This window comes from Pseudomonas sp. PDM13, from assembly GCF_025685765.1.
GTDB lineage: Bacteria > Pseudomonadota > Gammaproteobacteria > Pseudomonadales > Pseudomonadaceae > Metapseudomonas > Metapseudomonas solani.
Window position 1 is genome coordinate 123,204 of record NZ_JAOTQU010000018.1, and the last position, 25,528, is coordinate 148,731.

Annotated in this window: 24 protein-coding genes; 17 read left to right on the forward strand and 7 right to left on the reverse strand. The window is 65.1% G+C overall.

The features are described from left to right. Positions 1 to 33: 33 nt before the first annotated feature. Both OEJ36_RS19100 and OEJ36_RS19105 read right to left on the reverse strand, forming a co-directional pair. Positions 34 to 1,326, reverse strand: a complete 1,293-nt coding sequence (locus OEJ36_RS19100; protein WP_031288521.1) for a peptidylprolyl isomerase — start codon at positions 1,324 to 1,326, stop codon at positions 34 to 36. Next, complete coding sequence (locus tag OEJ36_RS19105) at positions 1,307 to 4,087, reverse strand: LPS-assembly protein LptD (protein ID WP_263402860.1); 2,781 nt, start codon at positions 4,085 to 4,087, stop codon at positions 1,307 to 1,309. The genes OEJ36_RS19100 and OEJ36_RS19105 overlap by 20 nt, the downstream gene beginning before the upstream one ends. 127 nt (positions 4,088 to 4,214) lie before the next feature. Between OEJ36_RS19105 and OEJ36_RS19110 the strand changes: the two genes are divergently transcribed. The 3 genes from OEJ36_RS19110 to OEJ36_RS19120 are packed head-to-tail and all read left to right on the forward strand — an operon-like array spanning position 4,215 to position 6,680. Continuing rightward, positions 4,215 to 5,240 carry an aminoglycoside phosphotransferase family protein gene (locus OEJ36_RS19110; protein ID WP_263402861.1) on the forward strand — a complete coding sequence of 342 codons (1,026 nt, stop codon included), beginning with the start codon at positions 4,215 to 4,217 and terminating at the stop codon, positions 5,238 to 5,240. Further along, positions 5,237 to 5,911 (forward strand): N-acetylmuramate alpha-1-phosphate uridylyltransferase MurU, encoded by a 675-nt coding sequence (gene murU, locus OEJ36_RS19115; protein ID WP_263402862.1) that lies wholly within the window; start codon positions 5,237 to 5,239, stop codon positions 5,909 to 5,911. Before OEJ36_RS19110 ends, murU begins: the two co-directional genes overlap by 4 nt. 1 nt (position 5,912) lies before the next feature. Next, positions 5,913 to 6,680: a TerB family tellurite resistance protein gene (locus tag OEJ36_RS19120; protein WP_263402863.1), complete on the forward strand. Its 768-nt coding sequence runs from the start codon at positions 5,913 to 5,915 to the stop codon at positions 6,678 to 6,680. Here the strand turns inward: OEJ36_RS19120 and OEJ36_RS19125 are convergent. Beyond that, entirely contained in the window at positions 6,677 to 7,729 is a 1,053-nt protein-coding gene (locus OEJ36_RS19125) for an alpha/beta hydrolase family protein (protein WP_263402864.1), read from the reverse strand. The genes OEJ36_RS19120 and OEJ36_RS19125 overlap by 4 nt on opposite strands. A gap of 142 nt (positions 7,730 to 7,871) precedes the next feature. Here OEJ36_RS19125 and OEJ36_RS19130 point away from each other — a divergent pair, with 142 nt between their 5' ends. The 12 genes from OEJ36_RS19130 (at position 7,872) to trpC (ending at position 21,093) form a co-directional block, all read left to right on the forward strand. Next, a complete protein-coding gene (locus OEJ36_RS19130; RefSeq protein ID WP_263402865.1) occupies positions 7,872 to 10,271 on the forward strand; it encodes a PAS domain S-box protein in 2,400 nt (799 codons plus the stop codon). Further along, positions 10,268 to 10,897 (forward strand): response regulator transcription factor, encoded by a 630-nt coding sequence (locus OEJ36_RS19135; RefSeq protein WP_021221602.1) that lies wholly within the window; start codon positions 10,268 to 10,270, stop codon positions 10,895 to 10,897. Before OEJ36_RS19130 ends, OEJ36_RS19135 begins: the two co-directional genes overlap by 4 nt. Before the next feature lie 153 nt (positions 10,898 to 11,050). Continuing rightward, on the forward strand, positions 11,051 to 12,160 hold the full coding sequence (locus OEJ36_RS19140; RefSeq protein ID WP_021221603.1) for an ABC transporter ATP-binding protein: 1,110 nt from the start codon (positions 11,051 to 11,053) through the stop codon (positions 12,158 to 12,160). A 52-nt stretch (positions 12,161 to 12,212) separates the two neighbouring features. Further along, positions 12,213 to 13,244: an ABC transporter substrate-binding protein gene (locus OEJ36_RS19145; RefSeq protein ID WP_021221604.1), complete on the forward strand. Its 1,032-nt coding sequence runs from the start codon at positions 12,213 to 12,215 to the stop codon at positions 13,242 to 13,244. Between the two features lie 69 nt (positions 13,245 to 13,313). Further along, positions 13,314 to 14,546 (forward strand): ABC transporter permease, encoded by a 1,233-nt coding sequence (locus OEJ36_RS19150; RefSeq protein WP_263402866.1) that lies wholly within the window; start codon positions 13,314 to 13,316, stop codon positions 14,544 to 14,546. Positions 14,547 to 14,557: 11 nt separating this feature from the next. After that, a complete protein-coding gene (locus OEJ36_RS19155; RefSeq protein ID WP_021221606.1) occupies positions 14,558 to 15,385 on the forward strand; it encodes an ABC transporter permease in 828 nt (275 codons plus the stop codon). 136 nt (positions 15,386 to 15,521) lie between these two features. Next, on the forward strand, positions 15,522 to 16,190 hold the full coding sequence (gene rpe, locus OEJ36_RS19160) for a ribulose-phosphate 3-epimerase (RefSeq protein WP_021221607.1): 669 nt from the start codon (positions 15,522 to 15,524) through the stop codon (positions 16,188 to 16,190). Continuing rightward, complete coding sequence (locus tag OEJ36_RS19165) at positions 16,190 to 17,029, forward strand: phosphoglycolate phosphatase (protein ID WP_021221608.1); 840 nt, start codon at positions 16,190 to 16,192, stop codon at positions 17,027 to 17,029. Before rpe ends, OEJ36_RS19165 begins: the two co-directional genes overlap by 1 nt. 88 nt (positions 17,030 to 17,117) lie before the next feature. Next, on the forward strand, positions 17,118 to 18,605 hold the full coding sequence (trpE, locus tag OEJ36_RS19170) for an anthranilate synthase component I (RefSeq protein WP_263402867.1): 1,488 nt from the start codon (positions 17,118 to 17,120) through the stop codon (positions 18,603 to 18,605). A gap of 10 nt (positions 18,606 to 18,615) precedes the next feature. Further along, positions 18,616 to 19,209, forward strand: coding sequence for an aminodeoxychorismate/anthranilate synthase component II (locus OEJ36_RS19175; protein WP_021221610.1), 594 nt, complete (start codon positions 18,616 to 18,618; stop codon positions 19,207 to 19,209). 1 nt (position 19,210) lies between these two features. Further along, a complete protein-coding gene (gene trpD, locus OEJ36_RS19180) occupies positions 19,211 to 20,260 on the forward strand; it encodes an anthranilate phosphoribosyltransferase (protein WP_021221611.1) in 1,050 nt (349 codons plus the stop codon). Beyond that, positions 20,257 to 21,093 carry an indole-3-glycerol phosphate synthase TrpC gene (trpC, locus tag OEJ36_RS19185; RefSeq protein WP_263402868.1) on the forward strand — a complete coding sequence of 279 codons (837 nt, stop codon included), beginning with the start codon at positions 20,257 to 20,259 and terminating at the stop codon, positions 21,091 to 21,093. Before trpD ends, trpC begins: the two co-directional genes overlap by 4 nt. Positions 21,094 to 21,147: 54 nt before the next feature. Here the strand turns inward: trpC and crp are convergent, their stop codons facing one another. Continuing rightward, positions 21,148 to 21,792, reverse strand: a complete 645-nt coding sequence (gene crp, locus OEJ36_RS19190) for a cAMP-activated global transcriptional regulator CRP (protein ID WP_021221613.1) — start codon at positions 21,790 to 21,792, stop codon at positions 21,148 to 21,150. A 238-nt stretch (positions 21,793 to 22,030) separates the two neighbouring features. Between crp and OEJ36_RS19195 the strand changes: the two genes are divergently transcribed. Continuing rightward, a complete protein-coding gene (locus OEJ36_RS19195) occupies positions 22,031 to 22,453 on the forward strand; it encodes an OsmC family protein (RefSeq protein WP_021221614.1) in 423 nt (140 codons plus the stop codon). Between the two features lie 226 nt (positions 22,454 to 22,679). Beyond that, positions 22,680 to 23,474 carry an adenosylmethionine decarboxylase gene (gene speD, locus OEJ36_RS19200; protein WP_021221615.1) on the forward strand — a complete coding sequence of 265 codons (795 nt, stop codon included), beginning with the start codon at positions 22,680 to 22,682 and terminating at the stop codon, positions 23,472 to 23,474. A 127-nt stretch (positions 23,475 to 23,601) separates the two neighbouring features. On the opposite strand, the gene coq7 is transcribed toward speD, so the two are convergent. From coq7 to OEJ36_RS19215, 3 genes are all read right to left on the reverse strand, one after another. After that, a complete protein-coding gene (coq7, locus tag OEJ36_RS19205) occupies positions 23,602 to 24,249 on the reverse strand; it encodes a 2-polyprenyl-3-methyl-6-methoxy-1,4-benzoquinone monooxygenase (RefSeq protein ID WP_263402869.1) in 648 nt (215 codons plus the stop codon). A 68-nt stretch (positions 24,250 to 24,317) separates the two neighbouring features. Beyond that, complete coding sequence (locus OEJ36_RS19210) at positions 24,318 to 25,127, reverse strand: formylglycine-generating enzyme family protein (protein WP_263402870.1); 810 nt, start codon at positions 25,125 to 25,127, stop codon at positions 24,318 to 24,320. Further along, positions 25,127 to 25,465 (reverse strand): histidine triad nucleotide-binding protein, encoded by a 339-nt coding sequence (locus tag OEJ36_RS19215; RefSeq protein ID WP_263402871.1) that lies wholly within the window; start codon positions 25,463 to 25,465, stop codon positions 25,127 to 25,129. The genes OEJ36_RS19210 and OEJ36_RS19215 overlap by 1 nt, the downstream gene beginning before the upstream one ends. Positions 25,466 to 25,528: the final 63 nt, after the last annotated feature.

Here is a 25,528-nt window from a genome sequence, read left to right on the forward strand (position 1 = left end):
GCACGCCGCCCTGCGTGGCAGGGCGCCGAAGAATCAGAGCTTGGTTTCGACGTACGCCTCGTCGCGGATCTGGCGCAGCCAGGCTTGCAGCTCTTCGTCGTACTTGCGGTTACGCAGGACGTTGATGGCTTGCTGCTCGCGCATCTGGTCGGCGCTGTCGGTGGCGCGACGGCCCAGGACTTCCAGCACGTGCCAGCCATAGGGGCTCTTGAACGGGCGGGACAGCTGGCCGGCCGGGGTCTTGGCCATGACTTCGCGGAACTCGGGAACCAGCGCGTTGGGGTCGATCCAGTTCAGGTCGCCGCCATTGAGGGCAGAGCCCGGATCCTCGGAGAAGCTCTTCGCCAGGTCGGCGAAGTCTTCACCGGACTTGATGCGCTCATAGAGGCGTTCGGCCAGGCGCTCGGTGTCGGCTTCGCTGCGAATCTCGCTCGGCTTGAGCAGGATGTGGCGAACGTGCACTTCATCTCGAACCTGGGTGCTACCGCCACGCTTGTCCAGCAGCTTGAGGATGATGAAGCCACCCGGGGTACGCACAGGCTCGGTGACTTCACCGGGTGCCAGGGCGCTGATCATGCCGTCGAAGGGCGGCGGCAGCTGGGCAGCCTTGCGCCAGCCGATCTCGCCGCCTTCCAGAGCGGTTTCGCCTGCGGAGCGGGAAATCGCTAGTTGGGCGAAGTCGGCGCCTTGCTGCAGTTGCTGGTAGAGCTCCTTGGCCTGGCGGTCGGCAGCCTGGATGGTTTCGGGCGAGGAACCGTCCGCAACCGGGATCAGGATATTGGCCAGGTGGAATTCTTCGGAGAGCTGCATCTTGCCCAGGTCGGAGGCGAGGAAGTTCTGCACTTCCTGGTCGGTGACCTGGATGCGCTCCGCCACGCGACGCTGGCGGACGCGGCTGATGACCATCTCGCGACGGACCTGGTCGCGGGCGTCCTCATAGGAGAGGCCGTCCTGGGCCAGGGCGCCACGGAATTGCTCGACGCTCATGCCATTGCGCTGGGCGATGGCTTCGATGGCCTGGTTCAGTTCCTCATCGGTGATGCGGATGCCGGAGCGGTCGCCGATCTGCAGCTGGATGTTCTCGATGATCAGGCGTTCCAGAACCTGCTGGCCCAGTACATGCTCGGGGGGCAACGCGGACCCGCGCTTGGCGATGGTCTGCTGCACCTCGTGGACGCGCTGGTCGAGCTGGCTCTGCATGATCACGTCGTTGTCGACGATGGCCACGACGCGGTCGATCGACTGGACCTCGGCATGCACGGCACCACCGAGGAACAGGGCGCCCAGCAGCAGCGGGCGGAGACAATCAGAAAGCTTGGTCTTCACGTTCACGGTAACCTTGGATGCCTTTGTCGAGGAAGCTTTCAACCTTGTTGCCGATCACGCCACCGAGGCCCTTGAACACGATCTGCAGGAAGATGCCACGGTCGGCACTTTCGTTGAGCTCGGGCGAAAGGGTGGTCTCGTCGTAGTCGACCCAGTAGCGGTTGATCAGACGGAGTTTCCAGCAGCAGCTGTCGTACTCGAAGCCACCGAAGGCTTCCAGGGTGCGACTGCGGTTGTAGTCGTACTGCCAGCGGGCGATGGCATTCCACTGCGGGACGATCGGCCAGATGACGGATGCGTCATGCTGCTGGACCTTGTAGTAGTCCTTGATCACGCGGCCGGTGACGTTATCGATGTAGTCGCCGCCTTCCTGCCACTTGCCGGTGGTCTGGTTGTAGACCACGGCGTCGTTGCGGTAGCGGTAGCCGAAGTTGACTACCTTGTTGACGTCGTCTTCCGGCTGGTAGTGGAACATCAGGCTGCCGGAGCGGGTACGACCGGCATCCGGGTCCCAGTTGAAGTCGGAGGACAGGCGCCAGTCACGGTTGAAGCGGTACAGGTACTCCAGTGCGTAGGGAGAAACACTGGATTGTGCCGAGCTGCGATTGCGATAGTCGATGCCGGGCAGTTGTACCTTGCGGTCTTCGAAGTAGAAGGCCTGACCGATGCTGAAGCGCTGACGCTCGAAGCCATTGGGCAGGATCCAGCGGTTGGTCAGGCCCAGGGAGACCTGATTGGCATCGCCTACACGGTCACGCCCGGAGAAGCGGTTCTCGCGGAACAGCGAGGAATAGCTGAAGGCGCTTTCGCTGCTGTCGAAGATCGGGATGTTGTCCTGCTTCTCCTCGGGGACGTAGAGGTAGAACAGGCGCGGTTCCAGGGTCTGCTTGTACTGCTTGCCGAAGAGCTCGGTGTTGCGATCGAAGTACAGGCCACTGTCGACACTGAAGACCGGTATGTTGCGGTCTTCGCTGCTGTTGAACTCCTGTCCTGCGGCCAGGCTGCTCTTGCCTTTCTGGTCCAGGTCCAGATCGTACTGGGTGTAGAGGTACTTGACCGAGGGTTTGAAGAAGCCGTAGGTCCAGTCCAGTGGCAGGCTTACCCCTGGCTCCACATGGATCCGATTGCCGTTGGCACGAGCCAGCCCGGTAATGAGCTCGTCATACCAAGCGGTATTCGAGTTACCGTCCTCATCGGTAAACGTACCCTTGCGCAGGTCACGTTCAAAGCGCACGAACTCGGTGGAGTAGGAGAACTTCAGGCCACCGGCATCAACCGGCAGCACGCCGTCCAGGGTGATCTGGGGCAGGCGGTCGTACGGGGTGATCTCGGTGACTGTCGTCATTTCATAGGCATGGGCATTCAGCCTCGCGGTGTAGCTATCGCCACGCCAGGTGAGGGCACCTTGCTGGTTGACGTAGGACGATTGCTCGACGCCCAGTTCGGTCTGCAGGTCCTGGAAGTAGTAAGGATCACTGATGTCGGTGTAGTCCACCTCGGTCATCAGGCGTTCGTCCAGGCCGCCCTTGTGTTGCCAGTTGTAGAGCCAGCGCTTGTCCTTGTACTCGGACTGCAGCTTGCGCTCGTCTTCCTCGTCATTCAGGTACGCACCACCGAACTGACCTTCGCTGCTCTTGGTCAGGTAGCGGAACTCGCCTTCCATCAGCAGGCCACGTTTGGCCATGTAGCGCGGATAGAGGGTGGCGTCGTAGTTCGGCGCGAGGTTGAAGTAGTAGGGCGTCAGCAGGGAGAAGCCGGTGTCGCTGCTGGTGCCGATGCTCGGCGGGAGGAAGCCGGACTGGCGACGGTCATCGATGGGGAAATAGATGTAGGGGGTATAGAACACCGGAATGTCCTTGACCCGCAGCGTCACGTTGGTCGCGGTGCCGAAGCCGGTGGCCGGGTTCAGCTTGATGTTGTTGCCCTTCAGGTGCCAGGCATTGTCGCCCGGCTCGCAACGGGTGTAGGTGCCGTCCTTCAAGCGGATGATCGCGTCTTCCTGGCGCTTGGCGTACAGGGCGCTACCGCGGGTGTGCGATTTGTGCAGCACGTACTCGGCGTTGTCGATCTGCGCTTCGCCGTTGTCCAGTTGCAGTTCGGCCTTGTCGCCGACTACCAGGGCGCCGTTGTCGCGCAGCTTGACGTTGCCTACCAACTCGCCACGGTTCTCGGCCTGCAGCAGGTTCGCCTCGTCGGCTTCCACCTGCATGCTGCCCTGGCGCAGGACCACATCACCGGCAAGGGTCGCGACCTGCTTTTCCTGCTCGTAGCGCGAGGCCTTGGCGGAAACGTAGGTGGGCGCATCTTCCGGCGGGGTCTTGTCGTTCATGCCGGGACGGCGTGGTTCGACATAGGCGCCTGCGCAGTACGGGCCGGCTTCGGCCAGTTGCGCTGCGGTCAGCTTGTCGCGCGGAACCCAGTCCAGATGGCTGAAGTCTGCACTACGGGAGGCGAGTGCCTTGCCACCGGCTTCGGTGACCAGCGTCGTCCGGGCTTCGGCCGGTTCGGACTTGCCGCCCGTGGCTGCAGTGCCTGCTACGCCGACCCGGGAACTCACGGCGCTTTCGCTGTGAATGGGGCGAGGGGGCAGGCTCTCAGCTGTCGCCTTGGGCGCACAGGCCCAACTGCCGGAGGCGGACGCCTGGCAGTCGAACTGCTCGGCGGCGACTACGAACTGAGTGGCTACAGGCTGCATTGCCAGCAGGCTGCCGGTGACCAGCAGGGGGAATTTTTTACGAAACGCGGGGGATTTTACTGCCATCTTGTTAGTCCGGGCTTCCTGCGCGCCATCGGCCCGCGGGGGCCGCACGCCTCTCGATGGGCTGAAAAAGATGCTGGATAATAAAGCATGACCCGCGCAACGGCTAGCGCCGTCGGAGACCCTTGTAATGCCCCATGAAGATGTACGCCTTCAACAACTTAGCGCCTGGCTGGACCAGCGACTGCCCGCCTTGTTCCGTGCCGAAGGCTGGGGCGAAGTGCCCCCCGCCGATCTGCTGCCAGCCAGCAGTGACGCGAGTTTCCGCCGTTATTTCCGTTGGCAGGCGGAGGGCCGCAGCCTGATCCTGATGGATGCTCCGCCGCCCCAGGAAGACTGCCGCCCCTTCGTCAAAGTGGCCGAAATGCTCGCCGAGGCCGGTGTGCATGTGCCGCGGATTCTTGCGGCGGACCTGGAGCAGGGCTTCCTCTTGCTCGATGATCTGGGTCGCCAGACCTATCTCGAGGTGATCGACGCCGATAACGCCGATGCCTTGTTCGACGATGCGTTCCAGGCATTGCTTGCCCTGCAGAAGCGCAGCTTCGAGGTGCCGATGCCGGCCTACGACGACGCCTTGCTGCGTCGCGAATTGCAGCTGTTCCCCGACTGGTACCTGCAGCGCCACCTGGGCATCGAGCTGTCCGGTGAGCGCCTGGCTGCCTGGCAACGTGTGTGCGACCTGCTGATCACCAGCGCCCTCGAGCAGCCCCGTGTGCTGGTGCACCGCGACTACATGCCGCGGAACCTGATGCTCAGTACACCCAACCCGGGTGTGCTGGATTTCCAGGATGCGGTCTACGGCCCTGTCACCTACGACGTCACCAGCCTGTTCAAGGACGCCTTCCTCAGTTGGCCCGAAGCACGCGTGCGTGCCTGGCTGGAGCGCTACTGGAACCTCGCCCGCGAGGCCGGTATCCCGGTACAGCCGCAACTGGATGATTTCCTTCGTGCCAGCGACCTGATGGGCGTGCAGCGTCACCTCAAGGTCATCGGCATCTTCGCGCGCATCTGCCATCGTGATGGCAAGCCCAAGTACCTGGGTGATGTCCCGCGCTTCTTCTCCTATATAGAGGCAGTGATCGAGCGTCGTCCCGAGCTGGCCGATCTCAAGGCACTGTTCGACTCCCTGCCGCAGGCCGAGGCGGTGACCCCATGAGGGCGATGATCCTCGCGGCGGGCAAGGGCGAGCGCATGCGCCCGTTGACGCTGCACACCCCCAAGCCGCTGGTGCGTGCCGCCGGCACCCCGCTGATCGAGTTCCACATCCGCGCCTTGGCGGCGGCCGGCTTCCGCGAGCTGGTGATCAACCACGCCTGGCTCGGCCAGCAGATCGAGGATCACCTGGGCAGCGGCGAGCGTTTCGGCGTTTCCATCCGCTACTCGCCGGAAGGCGAGCCCCTGGAAACCGGGGGCGGCATTCACCGCGCACTACCGCTGCTGGGGGACGAGCCTTTCCTCGTGGTCAACGGTGATATCTGGACCGACTACGATTTCGCCGCACTGGAGGGCTTCCCGCTGCAAGGGCTGGCCCATCTGGTGCTGGCGGATAACCCCGCTCACCACCCGGGTGGCGATTTTATCCTCGATCAAGACGTGGTCCGTGACGGTGTGCCCGGCCAGCCAGGCCTGACCTACAGCGGCATCGCCGTGTTGCACCCCGCGCTTTTCGAAGGGAGCAGTGCCGGAGCCTTCAAGCTGGCGCCGTTGCTGCGCCAGGCCATGGGCGAAGGGCGCGTCAGTGGCGAGTACTTCACCGGTCGCTGGGTGGATGTCGGCACCCACGAGCGCCTGGCGGAAGTCGAGCGCCTGATCGAGGCGGAGCGCTGAGATGTTCTGGCCCGTCACGTTGCTCGGCGCCATCGTCGGCATGTTCATCGCCAGCATTCCGGGCGCGTTACTCGGTGGCCTGCTTGGCCAGGTGGTGGATCGCCGGCTTAAGCTGGATTCCTGGGCCAGCTTGCGGGCACGCTTGCGGCGTGGCACGGCTGTGGAGCAGGAGGACCTGCTTTTCGTGCTGCTCGGCCGCCTGGCCAAGAGCGAGGGGCGGGTCGTGGACCTGCATATCCAGCAGGCCCGTGCCGAGATGCGCCGCCTTGGGCTGGACGAGGCCGGGCAGCGCCGGGCGATCGTCGCCTTCACCCGGGGCAAGTCCGAGCCGGTCGACCTGTACCTGCCCCTGCGCGGGCTGCGTTATCAGCGTGCCGAAGGCGAGGCGTTGCTGCGCAGCTGCTGGCAGATGGCGGCAGCGGATGGCCGGGTTGGCAAGCACGAGCGGGAACTGATCCTGCTCTGGGGCAAATGGCTGGATTGGCCGGCGGAGCAGGTGGAAGCCCTGTGCGCCGGCTTCGATATTCCTGGCGGTGCGCCTGTGCGTCGTGGCAGTGCCTACCAGGATGCCCTGGCGCTACTGGGGGTGAACGCCAACAGTGAGCCGGCGGCGATCAAGCGCGCCTACCGGCGTTTGATCAGCCGCAACCACCCGGACAAGCTGGCCGGCGCCGGGGCCAGCCCGCAGCGTGTGCGCGAGGCCACCGAGAAAACCCGTGAGTTGCACAACGCCTACAGCCTGATCCGCGAGCGCCACGGCTTCCGCTAGATACCCGGCGACTGCGGGATGATGGGCGCCGGCGCGGCCGCGGGTGCCTTTTTCCCCGGTGCCTGCAGGTGCGATTCGAGCCAGCCGCGCACCCGCCGGAACAACTGCTCCTGGTCGGCGTTCCGGTCCGGCAACGTCTTCAGACCCACTTGCACATAGGCCGGGTGCTTGTCGCGCTTGCTCGCCTGCAGGCGCTTGAGGGCGGCTGCGCTGTCCAGGGGCCGGTCCTTGTAGAAGAAATCACCGATGGATTGCTTGAGCTTGGGCGCCGAGTCCTCCAGGGCCGGGCTGTAGCCGGGCGGTACCTCGGCATCCACCAGCACCAGGTTGTCGATGCCGGCGGACGGCGCATCGCTCAAGGCCTGCACGGCCCAATAGGCACCGCTGCCGTGGCCGAGCAGGACGATGGTCTTCGGGCCCTGCTGGTTGGCGAAGGCAATGGCCGCCTGGATGCGCGCGGCGATCCGCGTGGCCTGGGCCTTGCGTTCTTCCTCGGCGCTGAGAACCGGCTGCGCCGAGTCGGTGGAGGGCTCGGCGCTGCCCGCCTGCTCGGGCGTGGGCGGTGGAGTGGCCGGGTCGGCCTTCTCGGTTTTCGCATCGCCGTCGGCGGGTGGTTCGGCCTGTTCCACCGGGCGCGGTGGCGGCTCGTTGCCCTTGGGATCGGGCAGGGTGAGGCTGAGGCTGTGCCAGCCGACATCCGGCAGCTTGTTGCGCAGCGGCGCGACCGCCCGAGGCCAGTCGGCGCTCTCGCCATCACCGGGCAGCAGGATCACCACGCCATTGGGCTCGGCTACATTGGCCGGCTTCCACAGGGCCAGGAACGCATCGTCGCCGGCCTTCAGCTGTTGCTGTTCCTTCTGGGGCAACTGGCGCTCCAGGGCACTGGCGTCTTCCTGGCTGCGTTCTTCCAGGGGCGCGCGCTCCACCGGCGCTTCCGTGGCGGCGCTCTCGTCCTTCTTTTCGGCCGGCGGGTCTTCGCCGTGGGCGATCGTCGGCAGCAGCAGCGCGAGGCAAAGGGCGGCGAGTGTCGGGCGAGGGGCTCGGAGCATCAGAAGATTCCACGGAGTGGCCATAGGCACGCAGCCTAATGGCTAGGCCGGTATTTGTCAGGCGCACCTTCGCCTCGGCAGGGATGCTGGAGTAAGGTACGTCGGCTTCGTTCTCGGGCAGCCTGGCTGTGCGGAGTTTCCTGTGATTCGTTCGTTGTGTCTCTTCCTTCTCACCTGCTGCCTGGCGGCTTCCCTGGGCGCTGCCCCCGCATCCACGCCAGTCGTACTGGAGCCGCCGCTGCGCGAGTGGCTGGATCAGCACGAGCAGTTGCGTGCCGGCGTGGTGCTGCAGGCGCCTTATGCGCAGCTGGACCGCCGCCTGCAGCAGCTCTCCGGCGTCAACGTGGAGCTGCTCGACTGGGTCGCCGCCGCACTCGGCGTGCGCCTGGTCTGGCGCACCTTCGCCGATAACGCCGAGCTGGAGCATGCCCTGCGCACCGGGCAGATCGACCTCGCGCCCGGTCTCAGCCAAACCCCTGGCGGCCTGCGCCTGTGGCTGTTCTCCGACCCCTATATGCGCGTGCCGCAGTTGGTGGTGGGGGAGCGTGGCAACGGCGGCGCCGTGGATATCGAGAAGCTCGGCGGTGATGAGCCCGTGGCGGTGCGCGCACCCAGCGCGGTGGCGGACTACCTGCGCGCCACCTATTCCAATGTTGCCGTGCAGGGCGTGGGCAGTGAGCGCCAGGCCCTGCGTGCGGTGCTGGAGCAGCAGGTGAAGTTCGCGGTGATAGACGAAGCGCAGCTCAGCCGGCTGTCTCGCGAGCAGGAGTTCTCTGGCCTTGCGGTGGTGGGCGACATCGGTTTTCCCCAGTTGCTGCGAGTGGCGACCCGGCGCGACTGGCCGCAGCTCTCCACGGCGGTGGACGCCGCGCTGCGCACCATTCCGCCCAAGGACCTGGACCAGTTGCACGAGCGCTGGCTGCAGCCCAAGTACCCGCGCATGGGCGAGTCGCCCGGTTTCTGGCAGAACCTCAGCCTGCTGCTCGGCCTGTTGTTCCTCAGCGCGGCGGCGATCATCTACTGGCTGCGCCGTCAGCAGCGCAGCCTGGAGAAGCGCCTGCTGGAGGCGCGGCATGCCATCCAATTGCGTGAGACGGCGGAGGAGGCGCTGCGCCTCACCCAGTTCTCCATCGACAACAGCACCATCGGCATCCTCTGGGTCAACTGGGACAGCCATGTGCGCTATGCCAATCGTGCCGTGGAACAGATGCTCGGCTACGAGGCCGGCGGCCTCACCGATCGCCCCCTGGCGCATATCCAGCCGCAGCTGGACATGGACCGCTGGCTCAACCTCTGGCGCCGCGCGCGCAACCACGATGAAAGTGCGCAGACCTTCGAGACCGCCTGCCTGCGCGCCGATGGCAGCGAGATGCCGGCGGACGTTTCCCTGAGCTTCCTGCGCTTCGGCACCTCCGAGTACCTGGTGGTGTTCCTCACCGACGTCACCGAGCGCCGCCGTGCCCATGCCGCCCTGGAGGAGAGCGAGGCACGCCTCAAGGGCATCGCCTCCAACGTGCCGGGCCTGGTGTTCCGCCTGGAGCGCCTGCGTGCCGGCGAAGACGCCGAGTTCGCCTTCATCGGCGCCGGCAGCGAGGCCCTGGTGGGCTATAGCGCCGGTGAGTTGCTGGACACCGGGCGTGGCATCCGTGGCCTGGTGCACCCGGACGATGTCGACGGCTACTGGGCCAGCCAGATGGCGGCGCTGGCGGCTGACCGCGACTGGCACTGGCAGGGCCGCGTCCTCACCCGCGAAGGCCAGCAGCGCTGGGCCGATATCAAGGCCAGTGCACGTCTTTTCGAGGACGGCCGCGCCACCTGGGACGGCGTGGTCTGGGACATCACCGCCAACAAGCAGATCGAACTCGAACTGGCCGCTTCCCGTGCCCAGCTGCGGGACCTGTCGGCGCACCTGGAAAGCGTGCGCGAGGAGGAGAAGGCGCGCATCGCCCGCGAAGTGCACGACGAACTGGGCCAGGTGCTCACCGTGCTCAAGCTGGAAACCTCCATGTGCGAGCTGGCCTATGGCGAGCTGGACCCCGGCCTGGGCGAGCGCCTGAACAGCATGAAGCGCCTCATCGCCCAGCTCTTCCAGCTGGTGCGCGATGTGGCCACGGCCTTGCGCCCGCCCATCCTCGATGCCGGCATCGGTTCGGCCATCGAGTGGCAGGCACGGCGCTTCGAGGCACGAACCGGCATTCCCTGCCTGGTGCGGGTGCCGGAGGTGCTGCCGCAGCTGTCGGACGCCAAGGCCATCGGCCTGTTCCGTATCCTTCAGGAGGCACTGACCAACGTCATGCGCCACGCCCAGGCCCACAGCGTGGAAGTGGCGCTGGAGCTGGAAGACGGCGGCCTGCAACTGATCGTCAGCGACGATGGCGTGGGCTTCGACCCCGCTGCCTGCCGACCGGGCGTATCCTTCGGCCTCGTCGGCATGCGCGAGCGGGTGTTGATGCTGGGCGGCGACCTGTCGATCGACAGCCAGCCGGGAGACGGCGCCACGCTGGTGGTGCGCGTCGCTTTGGACAAGGAGAAGAGCAGGTGATCCGAGTATTGGTGGCCGAAGACCACACCATCGTCCGCGAGGGCATCAAGCAGTTGATCGGCCTGGCCAAGGACCTGTGCGTGGTGGGTGAGGCGGGCAATGGCGAGCAGTTGCTCGACACCCTGCGGCAGACGCCCTGCGAGGTGGTGCTGCTGGATATCTCCATGCCCGGCGTCAACGGCCTGGAGGCCATTCCGCGCATCCGTGCCCTGACCAACCCGCCGGCGGTGCTGGTGCTGTCGATGCACGACGAGGTGCAGATGGCGGCGCGCGCGCTGAAGATCGGCGCTGCCGGCTACGCCACCAAGGACAGTGACCCGGCGCTGCTGCTCACCGCCATCCGCAAGGTCGCGTCCGGTGGCCGCTACATCGACCCCGAGCTGGCCGACCGCATGGTGTTCGAAGTGGGCCTGACCGATTCGCGCCCGCCCCACGCGCTGTTGTCCGAGCGCGAGTTCTCGGTGTTCGAGCGCCTGGTGAAGGGGGAGGGCGTCAACGAGATCGCCCAGCACCTGGCAGTCAGCGGCAAGACCGTGAGCACCCACAAGGCGCGCCTGATGCAGAAACTCGGCGCCCATTCGGTGGCCGATCTGGTCAAGTACGCGGTGGAGCACAAGCTGGTCTGAATACCTGATCGACCCGCTGGGAATTGTAGGGCTCGCCCTACACGCGATCCTCCGCCGCCCTTATAGCAATCTCTCATAGCGCCCGATTTGCGTGGCTTGCCGGCTTCTCTAGTCTCTGGGGACGGCATAAACAAAAATCACAAAGGTGCGGTGATGGCCTCCATTCCGGCGAACGATGTACTGGTCAGCTTCCGTGGCGTGCAAAAGAGCTACGACGGCGAGTCGCTCATCGTCAAAGACCTCAACCTGGACATTCGCAAAGGCGAGTTCCTGACCCTGCTGGGCCCCTCCGGCTCCGGCAAGACCACCAGCCTGATGATGCTCGCCGGGTTCGAGACCCCGACCAATGGCGAGATCCTCCTGGCCGGGCGCTCGATCAACAACGTGCCGCCGCACAAGCGCGACATCGGCATGGTGTTCCAGAACTACGCGTTGTTCCCGCACATGACGGTGGCCGAGAACCTGGCCTTCCCGCTCACCGTGCGCGGCATGAACAAGACCGACATCAGCGAACGCGTGAAGCGCGCGCTGTCCATGGTCCAGCTCGACGCCTTCCGCAACCGCTACCCGGCCCAGCTCTCCGGCGGCCAGCAGCAGCGCGTGGCCCTGGCCCGCGCCCTGGTGTTCGAGCCGCAGCTGGTGCTGATGGACGAGCCGCTGGGCGCGCTCGACAAGCAGCTGCGCGAGCACATGCAGATGGAGATCAAGCACATCCACCAGCGCCTGGGCGTGACGGTGGTGTACGTGACCCACGACCAGGGCGAGGCGCTGACCATGTCCGACCGCGTGGCGGTGTTCCATCAGGGCGAGATCCAGCAGATCGCACCACCCCGCGAGCTCTACGAAGCCCCCAGCAACACCTTCGTGGCCAACTTCATCGGTGAGAACAACCGCCTCAACGGCCAGCTGGTCAGCCGTGATGGCGAGCGCTGCGTGGTCAGCCTGGCCCGTGGCGAGAAGGTCGAGGCGCTGGCGGTCAACGTCGGCCAGCCGGGCGAGCCGGTGACCCTGTCGATCCGCCCCGAACGGATACGCCTGAACGGTGGCAGCGAGCGCTGCGCGAACCGCTTCTCCGGCCGCGTCGAGGAGTTCGTCTACCTGGGCGACCACGTGCGCATCCGCATGGAGGTGTGTGGCAAGCCCGACTTCTTCGTCAAGCAACCCATTGCCGAGCTCGACCCCGCATTGGCGGTAGGCGACGTGGTGTCCCTCGGTTGGCAAGTGGAGCACGTGCGCGCACTGGACCCGCTGATAGCGGACTGACGACGCGGCGGCACCCCGGCATTACCCACCCAGCACTATGGAGAAAACAACAATGTCCAAATCCTTGAAGCTCACTGCCCTTGCGTTGGGGCTGGCATGCGCCGCACAGGCCATGGCAGCCGACCTGACCGTCGTTTCATTCGGCGGCGCGAACAAGAATGCCCAGGTGAAGGCGTTCTACGAACCCTTCCAGGCGTCCACCAGCAACAAGATCATCGCCGGCGAGTACAACGGCGAGATGGCCAAGGTGAAAGCCATGGTCGATACCGGCAGCGTTTCCTGGAACCTGGTGGAGGTCGAATCCCCCGAGCTGGCCCGTGGCTGTGACGAGGGCCTGTTCGAAGAGCTGGACCCGGCGCAGTTCGGCAAGGCCGAGGACTTCGTGCCCGGCGCCGTCCAGCCCTGCGGCGTGGGCTTCTTCGTCTGGTCCACCGTGCTCGCCTACAACGCCGACAAGCTGAAGAGCGCCCCCACCAGCTGGGCCGACTTCTGGGACACCGGCAAATTCCCGGGCAAGCGCGGCCTGCGCAAAGGCGCCAAGTACACCCTGGAGTTCGCCCTGATGGCCGACGGCGTCGCGCCCAAGGACGTCTACACCGTGCTCGCCACCAAGGAAGGCCAGGACCGCGCCTTCAAGAAGCTCGACCAGATCAAACCGAGCATCCAGTGGTGGGAAGCCGGCGCCCAGCCGCCGCAGTTCCTCGCCTCCGGCGACGTGGTCATGAGCTCCGCCTACAACGGTCGCATCGCCGCCGTGCAGAAGGAGAGCAACCTCAAGGTAGTGTGGACCGGCGGCATCTACGACTTCGACGCCTGGGCCATCCCGAAGGGCGCCAAGGATCAGGACGCCGCGCTGAAGTTCATCGCCTTCTCGGTCAAGCCCGAGCAGCAGAAGATCTACTCCGAGAACATCGCCTACGGTCCGGCCAACAAGCAGGCGGTACCGCTGCTGGACAAGGGCCTGCTCAAGGACATGCCGACCACGCCTGAGAACATCAAGGACCAGGTCGCCATGAACGTGACCTTCTGGGCCGACTACGGCGAGCAGCTGGAACAACGCTTCAACTCCTGGGCCGCCAAGTAACCGGCCACCCAGCACATCCCCTCCTCCTCGCGGGGGAGGGGAGTACCCAGAGATCCACCGGAGTTCGCCATGGCCACCCTCGTTGCCGGCCCGACCCTCAAGCAACGCCTTGCGCGTGCCGAGCGGGTCAACCGCCTGAAGTCCCAGGCCCTGATCCTGCCGCTGCTGCTGTTCCTCCTGCTGACCTTCCTGGTCCCCATCGGCACCCTGCTCTACAAGAGCGTGAGCAACCCCGAGGTGGTCGGCGCGCTGCCGCGTACCGTCGAGGCGATCGCCGCCTGGGACGGCAAGGCGCTGCCCGATGAGCCGGCCTACAAGGCCCTGGCCGAAGACCTGGCCGCTGCGCGCAAGAACCAGACCGTCGGCGATCTTTCCAAGCGCCTGAACATGGAGCTGGCCGGCTATCGCAGCCTGATGGCCAAGACCGCCCGCGCACTGCCGTTCAAGGAAACCCCCGCTTCCTACAAGGACGCGATGGAAGGCCTCGACGAGCGCTGGGGCGACCCGGCCTACTGGCAGGCGATCCGCCGCAACGCCTCCAGCCTGACCCCCTATTACCTGCTGGCGGCCGTCGACCATCGCATCGACGACCTCGGCGAAGTCGCCCCGGCGACGCCTGACCAGGCCATTTACCTGGACATCTTCACCCGCACCTTCTGGATGGGCGCGGTGATCACCCTCATCTGCCTGGTGCTGGCCTATCCGCTGGCCTACCTGCTGGCCAACCTGCCGACGCGCAAGAGCAACCTGCTGATGATCCTGGTGCTGCTGCCGTTCTGGACCTCGATCCTGGTGCGCGTGGCGGCCTGGATCGTGCTGCTGCAGTCCGGCGGCCTGATCAACGGGGCGCTGCTCAAGCTCGGGCTGATCGACCAGCCGCTGCAACTGGTGTTCAACCGCACCGGCGTCTACGTGGCGATGGTGCACATCATGCTGCCGTTCATGATCCTGCCGATCTACAGCGTGATGAAGGGCATCTCGCCCACCTACATGCGTGCGGCGATCTCCCTCGGCTGCCACCCCTTCGCCAGCTTCTGGCGGGTGTATTTCCCGCAGACCGTGGCGGGTGTAGGCGCGGGTTGCCTGCTGGTGTTCATCCTGTCCATCGGCTACTACATCACCCCGGCGCTGCTGGGCAGCCCGAACGACCAGATGGTCAGCTACTTCGTCGCCTTCTTCACCAACACCACCATCAACTGGGGCATGGCCACGGCCCTGGGCGGCATGCTGCTGCTGGCCACCATGGTGCTCTACGTCGTCTACAGCTGGCTGGTGGGCGCCGGCCGCCTGCGCCTGGGTTGAGGAGATAAGAAATGCTGAGTCCCTACATGTCTCCGGTCGAGCGCCTGTGGTTCTACACCCTGCGCATCCTCTGTGGTCTGGTGCTGCTGTTCCTGATCCTGCCGGTGCTGGTGATCATCCCGCTGTCGTTCAACTCTGGCACCTTCCTGGTCTACCCGCTGCAGGGCTTCTCCCTGCGCTGGTACGCGGACTTCTTCGGCTCGGCCGAGTGGATGCGCGCGCTGACCAACAGCATCATCGTCGCCCCGGCCGCGACCTTGCTGGCGATGGTCTTCGGCACCCTGGCCTCCATCGGCCTGACCCGGGGCGAGTTCCGCGGCAAGGCGCTGGTGATGAGCCTGCTGATCTCGCCGATGGTGGTGCCGGTGGTGATCATCGGTGTCGCCAGCTACCTGTTCTTCGCCCCGCTGGGGCTGGGCAACAGCTACCTGTCGCTGATCCTGGTGCACGCGGTGCTCGGCGTGCCCTTCGTCATCATCACCGTATCGGCCACCCTGCAGGGCTTCAACCACAACCTGGTGCGCGCCGCCGCCAGCCTGGGCGCGCCGCCACTGACCGCGTTCTTCCGCGTGACCCTGCCGCTGATCGCGCCGGGGGTGATTTCGGGGGCGCTGTTCGCCTTCGCCACCTCCTTCGACGAAGTGGTGGTGACCCTGTTCCTCGCCGGCCCCGAGCAGGCCACCCTGCCGAGGCAGATGTTCAGCGGCATCCGCGAGAACCTCAGCCCCACCATCGCGGCGGCGGCGACCCTGCTGATCGGCTTCTCCGTGGTGCTGTTGCTGGTGCTGGAGTGGCTGCGCGGCCGCAGCGAAAAACTGCGTACGTCGATGCCCGAGTAACGGCGCGACAGGTCGGAAACGGGGAGCCAAGGCTCCCCGTTTGCATTGTGGCGGGGCATCGCTGATGTATGACAAAGCCATGGAGGCGGACTCAGGCTACAATCCGCGCCACCGTGATTCTGCTCCGAGGTCTGTCATGCAACCCTTCGCCATCGCACCGTCGATCCTTTCCGCCGATTTCGCCCGCCTGGGCGAGGAAGTCGACAACGTGCTCGCCGCTGGCGCCGATATCGTCCACTTCGACGTGATGGACAACCACTACGTGCCCAACCTGACCATCGGCCCGATGGTCTGCTCGGCGCTGCGCAAGTACGGCGTCACCGCGCCCATCGACGTGCACCTGATGGTCTCGCCGGTGGATCGCATCATCGGCGACTTCATCGAGGCCGGTGCCACCTACATCACCTTCCACCCGGAAGCCTCCCTGCACGTCGACCGTTCCCTGCAGCTGATCCGCGACGGCGGCTGCAAGGCCGGCCTGGTGTTCAACCCGGCAGCGGGCCTGGACGCGCTGAAGTACGTGATGGACAAGGTCGACATGATCCTGCTGATGAGCGTGAACCCCGGCTTCGGCGGGCAGAAGTTCATCCCCGGGACCCTCGACAAGCTGCGTGAGGCGCGCGCGCTGATCGACGCCTCCGGCCGCGATATCCGCCTGGAGATCGACGGCGGCGTCAACGTGAAGAACATCCGCGAGATCGCCGCTGCGGGTGCTGACACCTTCGTCGCCGGCTCGGCCATCTTCAACACGCCGGACTACGCCGAAGTCATCGCCGCCATGCGCGCCGAGCTGGCCCAGGCCTGATGAGCGCCCTGCAGCGGCTGTTCGACGGGCGCCTGCCGCGCCTGGTGATGTTCGACCTGGATGGCACCCTGGTGGATTCGGTGCCCGACCTCGCTGCCGCCATCGACCGCATGCTCGTCACCCTCGGCCGCCCGGCCGCGGGTATCGAGCAGGTGCGCGAATGGGTCGGCAACGGTGCCCGGGTGCTGGTGCGCCGCGCCCTGGCCGGTGGCCTCGATCATGCCGCCGTGCATGACGAGGACGCCGAGAAGGCGCTGGAGATCTTCATGGAGGCCTACGCCGACAGCCATTCGCTGACGGTGGTCTACCCGGGCGTCGCCGAGACTCTCAAGTGGCTGAAGAAGAAAGGCGTCGAGCTGGCGCTGATCACCAACAAGCCGGAGCGCTTCGTCGCCCCCTTGCTGGACGAGATGAAGCTCGGTCGTTACTTCCCGCTGATCATCGCCGGCGACACCCTGCCCCAGCAGAAGCCCGACCCGGCGGCACTGCTCCATGTGATGCACATGACCGGCACCAGCCGCACCGAATCGCTGTTCATCGGTGACTCGCGCAACGACGTGCTGGCAGCCAAGGCGGCCGGCGTGCAGTGCGTGGCGTTGAGCTACGGCTACAACCACGGACGGCCCATCAGCGAAGAGGAGCCGGCCCTGGTGGTGGACGACCTGCGTGAGCTGCTGCCTGGCGGTTGCGCGGCAAACGGCGCTGCGCTAATGTCGCCCGACTCCCCAGATCATCTGCCTCACAGAGATAGAAACGTGCTGGTTCCCTGCAAGCGTTGGCTCGAACGAGCCGGAATGAAGATCATCAAGGCCGCGGCCCGTTGGCGCTGGCGCGCCTGATTTGATTCTGGCCGGATACTCCGGCGCGTTTGCACACCGACGTTTTTTTCTCCAGGAGCCTCCGGGCTCCTCGCCCACGAGGCTGATCATGACCCGCGATGAATTCCTGCGTTTGGCCGCTGAAGGCTACAACCGCATCCCGCTCGCGTTCGAAACCCTGGCGGATTTCGACACCCCCCTTTCCCTCTACCTGAAACTGGCCGACACGCCGTACTCCTACCTGCTGGAGTCGGTACAGGGCGGCGAGAAGTGGGGTCGTTACTCGATCATCGGGCTGGAAAGCCGCACCGTCCTGCGCGCCCATGGCCACCAGGTCAGCGTGAGCGTCGACGGCCAGGTGGTGGAGAGCCAGGAGAGCGAAGACCCGCTGGGCTTCGTCGAGGCCTTCAAGGATCGCTACAAGGTGGCGCCCATCGCCGGGCTGCCGCGCTTCAACGGCGGGCTGGTGGGTTACTTCGGCTACGACTGCGTGCGCTACGTCGAGAAGCGCCTGGCCAACTGCCCGAACCCCGATCCGCTGGGCACCCCGGACATCCTGCTGATGGTCTCGGACGCCGTGGTGGTGTTCGACAACCTGGCCGGCAAGCTGCACGCCATCGTGCTGGTGGACCCGAGCGCCCCTGACGCCTTCGAGCAGGGCCAGGCGGCCCTCGCCGAGCTGCGCCAGAAGCTGCGCCTGCCGATCACCCCGCGCCTGGGCGTGGACCCGGCGCTGCAGTTCTCCGAAGACCTGCCCTACCGCTCCAGCTCCACCCGTGAGGAGTACGAGCAGGCGGTACGCGAGATCAAGGAGTTCATCCTCGCCGGCGACTGCATGCAGGTGGTGATCTCCCAGCGCATGACCATCGATTTCAAGGCCGCGCCCATCGACCTCTACCGGGCGCTGCGCTGCTTCAACCCGACGCCCTACATGTACTTCTTCAACTTCGGCGATTTCCACGTGGTGGGCAGCTCGCCGGAGGTGCTGGTGCGGGTCGAGGACGGCCTGGTCACCGTGCGCCCCATCGCCGGCACTCGCCCGCGTGGCGCCACCGAGGAAGCCGACCTGGCGCTTGAGGAGGACCTGCTCTCCGACGCCAAGGAGCTGGCCGAGCACCTGATGCTCATCGACCTGGGCCGCAACGATGTTGGCCGCGTCTCCTCCACCGGCTCGGTGAAGGTCACCGAGAAGATGGTGATCGAGCGCTACTCCAACGTGATGCACATCGTCTCCAACGTCACCGGGCAGCTGAAGGACGGCGTCTCGGCGATGGACGCGCTGCGCGCCATCCTGCCGGCCGGCACCCTCTCCGGGGCGCCGAAGATCCGCGCGATGGAGATCATCGACCAGCTCGAACCGGTCAAGCGTGGCGTCTACGGCGGCGCCGTGGGCTACCTGGCCTGGAACGGCAACATGGACACCGCCATCGCGATTCGCACGGCGGTCATCAAGGACGGCCAACTGCACGTGCAGGCAGGCGCGGGAATCGTCGCCGACTCGGTCCCGGCACTGGAATGGGAGGAGACGCTGAACAAGCGCCGCGCCATGTTCCGTGCCGTGGCTCTCGCCGAACAGACCGCCAAGACCGACGCCTGAGGATCGCTCCATGTTGCTGATGATCGATAACTACGACTCTTTTACCTACAACGTGGTGCAGTACCTGGGCGAACTGGGTGCTGATGTCCATGTGATCCGCAACGACGAACTCTCCGTCGCCGAGATCGAAGCCCTGAACCCCGAGCGCATCGTGGTTTCACCCGGCCCCTGCACGCCTACCGAGGCGGGCGTGTCGCTGGAGGTGATCACCCACTTCGCCGGCAAGCTGCCGATCCTCGGCGTGTGCCTGGGTCACCAGAGCATCGGCCAGGCTTTCGGCGGCGACGTGGTGCGTGCGCGCCAGGCCATGCATGGCAAGACCAGCCCGGTGTTCCACGAGGACCTGGGCGTGTTCGAAGGGCTGAACAACCCGCTGACCGTGACCCGTTACCACTCCCTGGTGGTGAAGCGCGAGACGCTGCCGGAGTGCCTGGAGATCACCGCCTGGACCCAGCACGCCGACGGCGCCGTGGACGAGATCATGGGCCTGCGCCACAAGACGCTGAACATCGAGGGTGTGCAATTCCATCCGGAATCCATACTCACCGAGCAGGGCCACGAGCTGCTGGCCAATTTCCTCAAGCAACAAGGCGGGGTGCGCTGAGATGGATATCAAGGAAGCCCTCAACCGCGTGGTCAACCAGCTGGACCTGACCACCGAGGAAATGCAGGACGTAATGCGCCTGATCATGACCGGCCAGTGCACCGACGCGCAGATCGGCGCCTTCCTCATGGGGATGCGCATGAAGAGCGAGACCATCGACGAGATCGTCGGCGCGGTTTCGGTGATGCGCGAGCTGGCCAGCCGTGTCGAACTGGGCTCCCTGGCCCGGGTGGTCGACGTGGTCGGCACCGGTGGCGACGGCGCCAACATCTTCAACGTCTCCTCGGCCGCGAGCTTCGTGGTCGCCGCTGCGGGGGGCAAGGTCGCCAAGCACGGCAACCGTGCGGTGTCCGGCAAGACCGGCAGCGCCGACGTGCTGGAAGCGGCCGGCATCTACCTGGACCTGAAGCCCGAACAGGTGGCGCGCTGCATCGAGCACGTCGGCGTCGGCTTCATGTTCGCCCAGGTCCATCACAAGGCGATGAAGTACGCCGCCGGCCCGCGTCGCGAGCTGGGGCTGCGCACCCTGTTCAACATGCTTGGCCCGCTTACGAATCCGGCCGGTGTGAAGCACCAGGTGGTCGGCGTGTTCAGCCAGGCGCTGTGCCGCCCGCTGGCCGAGGTGCTCAAGCGCCTGGGCAGCGAGCACATCCTGGTGGTGCATTCGAAGGATGGCCTGGACGAGATCAGTCTCGCTGCTCCGACCCATGTCGCCGAACTCAAGGACGGCGTGGTCACCGAGTACCAGGTGCAGCCCGAGGACTTCGGCATCAAGAGCCAGAGCCTGATCGGCCTCGCCGTGGACAGCCCGCAGCAGTCGCTGGAACTGATCCGCGACGCCCTGGGCCGTCGCAAGACCGAGAATGGCCAGAAGGCTGCTGAGATGATCGTGCTCAACGCCGGTGCTGCGCTCTATGCAGCGGACCACGCGAGCACCTTCAAAGAGGGCGTGCAGCTCGCCCACGACGCACTGCATACCGGCCTCGCCCGCGAGAAGCTGGAAGAATTGGCCTCCTTTACCGCGGTGTTCCGAGTGGAGAATGAAGCGTGAGCATCCCTACCGTTCTTGAAAAGATCCTGGCCCGCAAGGCCGAGGAAGTCGCCGAGCGCCGCCTGCGCGTGCCGCTGGCAGAAGTCGAGGCGCTGGCCCGTGCCGCCGATGCGCCCCGTGGGTTTGCCCGTGCGTTGCTGGAGCAGGCTGCACGCAAGCAGCCGGCGGTGATCGCCGAGATCAAGAAGGCCTCCCCGAGCAAGGGCGTCATCCGCGAGAACTTCGTGCCGGCGCAGATCGCCCGCAGCTACCAGGACGGCGGCGCTACCTGCCTTTCGGTGCTGACCGATGTCGACTTCTTCCAGGGCGGCGACGCCTACCTGCAGGAAGCCCGCGCAGCCTGCTTGCTGCCGGTGATCCGCAAGGATTTCCTCATCGACCCCTACCAGGTGGTCGAGGCGCGTGCGCTGGGTGCCGACTGCGTGCTGCTGATCGTCTCCGCCCTCTCCGATGCGCAGATGGCCGAGCTGGCGAAGACCGCCAAGGATGTGGGGCTGGATGTACTGGTGGAGGTGCACGATGGCGATGAACTGGAGCGTGCGCTGAACACCCTGGATACGCCGCTGGTGGGTATCAACAACCGCAACCTGCACACCTTCGAGGTGAGCCTGGATATCACCCTGGACCTGTTGCCGATGATCCCGCGTGATCGCCTGGTGATCACCGAGAGCGGCATCCTCAACCGTGCGGACGTGGAGCTGATGGAAGTCAGCGAGGTGTTCGGCTTCCTAGTGGGCGAGGCGTTCATGCGTGCCGAGGAACCGGGCACGGAGCTGCGCCGGCTGTTCTTCCCCGAGCGTGGCGGGGTGAGCCGGGCGATCGATCCTGATTGACTGGAAGTGCACATGGAAAAGCCGGCGTCCTGCCGGCTTTTTCATGTGCGCGTCTTAGCGGGTACCGAATACCACCATGGTCTTGCCTTTGACGTGTACCAGGCCCTGTTCCTCCAGGCTCTTGAGTACGCGGCCGACCATTTCACGCGAGCAACCGACGATGCGACCGATCTCCTGACGGGTGATCTTGATCTGCATGCCATCCGGGTGCGTCATGGCGTCGGGTTGCTTGCACAGGTCCAGCAGGGTGCGAGCGACACGACCGGTGACGTCGAGGAATGCCAGGTCGCCGACCTTGCGCGTGGTGTTGCGCAGGCGGTCCGCCATCTGGCTGCCCAGGGCGTAGAGGATCTCCGGGTCCTGCTGGGTCAGTTCGCGGAACTTGGCGTAGCTGAGCTCAGCCACTTCGCATTCCGTCTTGGCCCGTACCCAGGCACTGCGTTCCTTCTCGGTACCTTCCTTTTCGAACAACCCCATCTCACCGAAGAAGTCCCCGGAGTTGAGATAGGCGATGATCATTTCGCGGCCGTCGTCATCCTCGATGAGGATGGTGACCGAGCCTTTGATGATGAAGAAGAGCGTCTCGCAGCGGTCGCCCGCATAGATGATGGTGCTCTTTGCCGTATAACGGCGGCGATGACAGTGCGCTAGCAGCTTGTCGAGGTTCTTGATCTTTGGTGTGAGGGTAATAGCTACCATGCCCGAGTCCCGAAATTTTAAAGGTAAGCCTTTGTCCAACAGGCACTTTCTTATTAGTTATCTGGCTAAGTGTGCCAGTTATCCGGCGTCAGCTTAACAGACGGTTCGTGACCGGTGATCCGAAATTGAGACGCAGGTAACAACTGGCGGGGAACTAAACGACCAACGTATGTGACACGCGGCCATTCCAGGCGCTGTGATAAGCTGGCGACCCTTTTTTTCAGCCTGGAGTCTGGCGATGAAAGCGCGTATCCAGTGGGCAGGAGAAGCCCTGTTCGTCGGCGAGTCCGGCAGTGGTCATGCCGTGGTGATGGACGGCCCGCCGGAGAGTGGCGGCCGCAATCTCGGCGTGCGCCCGATGGAGATGCTGCTCATCGGCCTGGGTGGCTGCACCAACTTCGACGTGGTCAGCATCCTCAAGAAATCCCGCCAGCCGGTGGAGAGCTGCGAGGCTTTCCTCGAGGCCGAGCGCGCTGATGAAGACCCCAAGGTTTTCACCAAGATCCACGTGCACTTCGTGGTCAAGGGCCGCGGCCTGAAGGAAGCGCAGGTCAAGCGCGCCGTCGAACTCTCCGCCGAGAAGTATTGCTCCGCATCGATCATGCTCGGCCGTGCCGGTGTCGAGATCACCCACGACTACGAAATCGTCGAGCTCGGCTGACCCACCGACATCCGATCATCACATTCGGGGCGCAGACTCTGGCAGGTGACGCCCGTCATCTGCATAATGCGCCCCCTCGTTTTTCCGGGGCAATCCGCCCCAGAACCGATAACCACAATCGCCATCGCGAAGAGGTGTAAACCGTCCTACGCAGAAGTCACTGTGCGCTTCTGACGGGCATGCTCAACCACGCGGCAGGGCCGCAATGAACAGAGAGTTCCCAACGGTGAAAAGCAAACTCAAGCTCCACGGGTTCAATAACCTGACGAAGACCTTGAGCTTCAACATCTATGACATCTGCTATGCAGAGACCCCCGAGGACCAGCAGGCCTACGTCGAGTACATCAATGAAGAGTACGACGCCGAACGCCTGACCCAGATCCTCACCGACGTGGTCGACATCATAGGTGCGAACATCCTCAACATTGCCCGCCAGGATTACGATCCCCAGGGCGCCAGCGTGACCATCCTCATTTCCGAGCAGCCGGTGACCCCCACCGACAGCCAGATCGAGGAATCCCCCGGCCCGCTGCCCGAGACCATCCTGGCCCATCTGGACAAGAGCCACATCACCGTTCACACCTACCCGGAGATCCATCCGGTGTCGGGGATCGCGACCTTCCGCGTGGACATCGACGTTTCCACCTGCGGCGTGATCTCGCCCCTGAAGGCGCTCAACTACCTGATCCACCAGTTCGACTCGGACATCGTCACCGTCGACTATCGCGTGCGTGGTTTCACCCGCGATGTGGAAGGCAAGAAGCACTTCATCGACCACGAGATCAACTCGATCCAGAACTACCTCTCCGACGATACCCAGGACGCGTACCAGATGACGGACGTGAACGTGTACCAGGAGAACCTGTTCCACACCAAGATGCTGTTGAAGAACTTCGACCTGGACAACTACCTGTTCGGCGACGCGACCTCCAACCTGACCGCTGAGCAGCGCAAGCAGGTCGAAGAGCGTGTTCGGCACGAGATGCTGGAGATCTTCTACGCGCGCAATATGCCGCGCTGAAGCGCGGGGGCTGCCAGCTCGAAGCTGCAAGCCGCACGTGAAAAGCACAAAGGGCGCCTAGGCGCCCTTTGTCGTTCTTGCAGTGTGTCGTTTTCTTGCAGCTTGAGGCTTGCAGCTTGCCGCTGCTTTAAACCCTATAGGTGCTCTTGGTCATGACCTTGGAGAGCAGGGTCATGCCGAACTTCACCGGAGCCGGGAAGCGCAGGCCGCCGGCGTCCAGTGCGGTGGTGGCGTGCTGCTCCTCGTCGGTGCGCATCTGTTCGAGGATGGCGCGGGACTTGGCGTCATCGGCAGGAATCTGCTGCAGGTGGTCGTCCAGGTGCTTGCAGACCTGGTCCTCGGTGGCGGCGACGAAGCCGAGGCTGACCTTGTCACTGATCAGGCCGGCAACGGCGCCGACGCCGAAGGACAGACCATAGAACAGCGGGTTGAGCACGCTGGGACGGCCGCCCAGCTCACGGATACGCTGCTCGCACCAGGCCAGGTGGTCGATTTCCTCTTCGGCGGCATGTTCCATCGCCTTGCGCACTTCCGGCAGCTTGGCGGTCAGTGCCTGCCCCTGGTATAGCGCCTGGGCGCAGACCTCGCCGGTGTGGTTGATGCGCATCAGGCCGGTGACGTGGCGGCTGTCCGCCTCGCTCATGGGGGCCTCGTCCTGCAGGTTCGCCGGGTTGGGGCGATAGGGCTGGCCCTTGAACGGCAGCAGGGTCTTGAGCGCGGCATCGGCCTGGAGCAGGAAGCGGTCAACGGGGGAGTACTGGCGTTCGGTGGCCATGGGGCACCTCCGGTAGGCAAGAATGCCGGGCAGTTTAACCCATCGGGCCTGCCCGGGTTTGACCGGGATCAGTCCAGCTCGCGCAGCACCCGGAAGCCCAGGGCGTAGTCATCGTGCCCCGGTTGCTTGAGATCGCGCAGGCTGGTGCGCAGGTACGCCGGCCCGCTGTTCCAGGCACCACCCCGGACCACTCGAGGGCTGCGATCCAGCAAGGCTGCGGCTTGCGCCTCGCTGCCGTCGAAGGGGGCAGCGAAGCGCGAGGCGGTCCATTCCCAGACGTTGCCGGCGGTGTCGTGCAGGCCGAAGGCATTGGCCGGGTACTGGCCGACCTGCGCGGTTTTGCCGCGGATCGCGTTGGGGGTGCCGCAGCCCCGGCAATGGGCCCGTGGTACGCTCTCGCTGCTGTCCAGTTCGTCGCCCCACCAGTAGTAGCCTGCACCACCGGCCCGTGCGGCGTATTCCCATTCCGCCTCGGTGGGCAGCCGGTAGCGCTGGCCGGTGACGCTGCTCAGCCAGTCGCAATAGGCGCGGGCGTCGAACCAGCTGATATGGATCACTGGACGCTGGCCGGAGAGGCCCCAGCCTTCGTTGTCGGGCATCGGCTTGCCGGTGGCGCTGGCGTAGCGCTGCCAGTCATCGAAGGTCAGCTCGAAGCGGCCAATGGCGAAGGGCTTGTCGATGGTCACGCGGTGGGTGGGGCGCTCGTTGTCGTTACCGCGCCCGGTGGCATCGCCCATGAGGAACTCGCCGGCAGGGACGATCACCAGTTCCGGGCCCTGGGCGCCGTCCGGCAGGCTGTCGCGCAGGCGTTCGCCGGCCTGTTGGGCCAGGGCGGCGAGTGGTAGCAGCGAGAGGGCGAGGAGTAGCGTGCGGCGCATCAGCCCGGCGGCCAGTGCAGCTGGCGCTGCCCGAGCACGTGCATGTGGATGTGGTAGACGGTCTGGCCGCCCAGCTCGTTGCAGTTCATCACCACGCGGAAGCCTTCATCGCAGCCCTGCTCCTTGGCCAGGCGCTGGGCGGTGTGGACGATATGCCCGGTCAGCGCCTTGTCGTCCTCGGTGAGGTCGTTGAGGGTGTTGATGTGCTTTTTCGGGATCACCAGGAAGTGCACCGGGGCTTGTGGCGCGATGTCGTGGAAGGCGATCACGTGATCGTCTTCATAGAGCTTGCGTGCGGGAATATCCCCAGCGACGATTTTGCAGAACAGACAGTCCACGGACATTCTCCGGCCTGTTATAAGAAGCCCCCGAGTTTAGCGGCGCGTGATTATCCCGGCCAG